General features: G+C 62.8%; 1 protein-coding gene. It reads left to right on the top strand.

Annotated elements, in window-relative coordinates; genetic code table 11:
• The first annotated feature begins 366 nt into the window (after positions 1–366).
• Positions 367–1,878, top strand: a complete 1,512-nt coding sequence (locus tag FJY88_12990) for a hypothetical protein (protein MBM3288245.1) — start codon at positions 367–369, stop codon at positions 1,876–1,878.
• Positions 1,879–3,143: the final 1,265 nt, after the last annotated feature.

Raw genomic sequence — 3,143 nt, 5'->3', positions numbered from 1 at the left:
CCCCCTGCGCGCGTGGGCGCGAGGTCCACAGGCGGGAGCGAGAGGAGGCGCGTGGAATCACCGCCCGACGGCCCGCGGCGCGTGTGCGCGAGGGACACAGGCGGGAGCGCGAGGCGGCGCGCGCGGAGGCGTGTGGAGCCTATGCGTGAGGCTCGCGGTGCCTCCCGGCGAAACGCGAGCGGAGCAGGGCGAGGGCATGCCCCCAGGGTCCTCCGAAATCCCTTGCCAACATTGGCGATTCGCGTCCGCACGAATCACCCGTGAAACTCTCGACCCCGTGTGGTACGCTAGGGGCATCTTTCCTGCGCCGCGTTTTCGCCAGATCCTAAGACTGATAGGGGACCCACGCCCCGAAGGAGGCTTGCCGTGAGAACCGCCGCATGGATCGTCGCATCGCTCCTCGCCGTCGCCCTGATCCTCCTTGCCCTCTCCTGTGGCGGCGACGACGGAACCGGCCCCGAATCGCAGAACACCGCCCCGACAGCAAGCTTCACAGCCTCGCCCTCGGCAGGAACCACCTCGACCACTTTCCAGGTCAACGCCTCTGGCTCATCAGACGCACAAGATGCGGTCTCCGTTCTCCAGGTGCGCTGGGACTGGGAGAACAACGGAACCTGGGACACCCCTTGGTCCACGACCAAGACCGCGAGCCACCTGTATGCCACCCCCGGCACCAAGACGATCAAGCTGGAGATCAAGGACACGGGGGGCCTCACCGATACCACGACCCGTACGGTGACCGTCACCACCGACACCCCTGAGGGCCCGCATTCCTATGTTGTAGACCCGAACCACCCGGCTGATTTCTCACAAATCCAGGCGGCTATTGACGTCGCGAGTCCCGGGGACACGGTTAATCTTGTGGATGCCATATTCACTGGAGATGGCAATCGGGATATATCGTACCGTGGTAAGGGAGTTACCGTGCGCTCTTTGAGTCGAAACCCGACTGCCTGTGTCATTGATTGCATGGGCTCGCCGGATTCGACACACCGCGGGTTCGATTTCATTTCGGAGGAGGACGCTTCTGCGGTCCTTGAGGGTGTCACGATCCGGAATGGATATGTGAGCGGATTCTATGGTCGCCAGGGCATGGGGGCTGCCATTCGGTGCGAGCGTTCTTCACCGACAATCCGCAATTGCGTTTTCGAAGGGAATACCGCAGCTGGTGACGGTGGACACGGCGGCGGCATCCTCTGCTATAATGGCTCTTCCCCAATGATTGTCGGGTGTGTCTTCAGGGGGAACCGCGCGGACATGGGGGGCGGAGGAGCATACTGCTGGCATGCCTCGAATCCGACATTCGTGGATTGTTCGTTCCTGGATAACTTGGGGTCAGGGATCGATTGCGACGTGAACGGGAACGCCACCTTCACGCGGTGCTTGTTTCTGCGGAACCTACCGGCCGTCTCACTATATGCATCCGAACCGCTGTTTGAATACTGCGTCTTCCTGGATAATGAGGATGGAGTAGTGTGCTCTGAGGATGGCAACGCCCGCTTTGAATCATGTACGTTCGCGGGAAACACAGGAAAATCGGTGTATTGCCTGAATGCTTCCCCGACCTTCGCAAGCACCATCATTGCCTTCACTAAGGCCAGGAATGAGTACGCACCGGGCCCAGCGTTCCGATGTGAGACACGGTGGGGGGGAGTCTCTGATCCCCTCCTGACGTGCTGCGACCTCTATGGAAACACAGGGGGGGACTGGACTGGTTGCGTCGCCGACCAGGAAGGAGTGTCCGGAAACGTCTCGGTCGATCCCCTGTTCTGTGACCTCATGAACGGCAATGTCTCCTTGCGTGCCGACTCTCCGTGCCTCTCTTCCTCTGTCTGTGGTACGGTCGGCGCCGAGGGGCAGGGATGTAGCAAGCGGTAGACAGGGTTGGGTGTCCTGCTGTCGTTCCTGAAGACCTCGTCCGCCTTGTAGGCGAAGCGGATGCCGACCCGTGTCCCGCGAGACTCTGACTCATCTTCGACAGTTTGCTCCTGTCCCTCAAAATAACTCGTCCGCGTTGCCCCGGTTGAAGTTGCGGAGTCCTTCGGAAAGCCGGGCTTCTCTCCCAGAAACCTGAGTTTCTTGCCGCAGGCGTGGTGTCAATAACCGCCTTATGGTCACCACGTGTTTTCGCGCATAGGGCGCCCCCGGTTTTCGCGCAAGGTCCGCCCCCGGCGCGTGGTATCGGCCCCGGACGGCCCCCTGCGCGCGTGGGCGCGAGGTCCACAGGCGGGAGCGAGAGGAGGCGCGTGGAATCACCGCCCGACGGCCCGCGGCGCGTGTGCGCGAGGGACACAGGCGGGAGCGCGAGGCGGAGAGGCGCCCGACGGCCCGCTGCGCGTGTGCGCCCGTTCCCCAGGCGTCCGCGCTCGGCGTAGCGTGCGGAGGCGTGTGGAGCCTGCGCGTGAGGCCCCCGCGCCCCGTGGAGCGCATCTGCGCGAGGTCCACAGGCGGGAGCGGGAGGCGGAGCGTGACGCCCACCGTGCCCCCCGTCGAGACGCGAAGGAAGGATGCGGGAGCCCCGTCAGCGAAACAACGTCTTGATCGCGCCCCACGATGCGGGCTCGATCGACGTCTCCTCGCAGGAGAACGAGGCGTCCATCAGGATGTTGCACGGGCCGATTCGGTCCTGCACCGGAAACGCCGGACATGCAATGCCGAGATCATACATCACGCTGTGAACCTCTTCGGGGACCGGAGCACATCCGCTCATGCTATTTCTGTGCGCATTGTCCGTCACGATCTTGGGGATCGATGAGCAGTTGTACTTCACGGTTATCGCGGCGAAATCGCTCTCGACAGGCCCCAGTCCCGGGTACGAGTTCCAGCGCGGCAACGGTTCGATGCCGGGTAGGCTATTCAGCGGAGGACCTACAAGACAGAGAGACTCATCCGCGTTGTACAGTCTATAGTCGACGGTGTACCCATACCCCGGCATCGCATCCAGCCAATACCACCAGAACCCGGTGTTCTCGCAGACCTCTCCCGGGAGCGATCCACAATCAGCCGGGAGGTCGAAGACGACTCCCCATACGACGAGCGCGCTCGCCCACGCCCAGATCCATCCGGAACAGGTATTCCAATAGACGATCGAGCAGGTTGAGGTGCTGGTCGGCGGCCACTCATGCCCGACGATGGTCTCCGGA

This window comes from Candidatus Eisenbacteria bacterium, from assembly GCA_016867495.1.
Taxonomy (GTDB): Bacteria; Eisenbacteria; RBG-16-71-46; order CAIMUX01; family VGJL01; genus VGJL01.
This window is presented reverse-complemented; position numbering and strand designations above follow the sequence as displayed.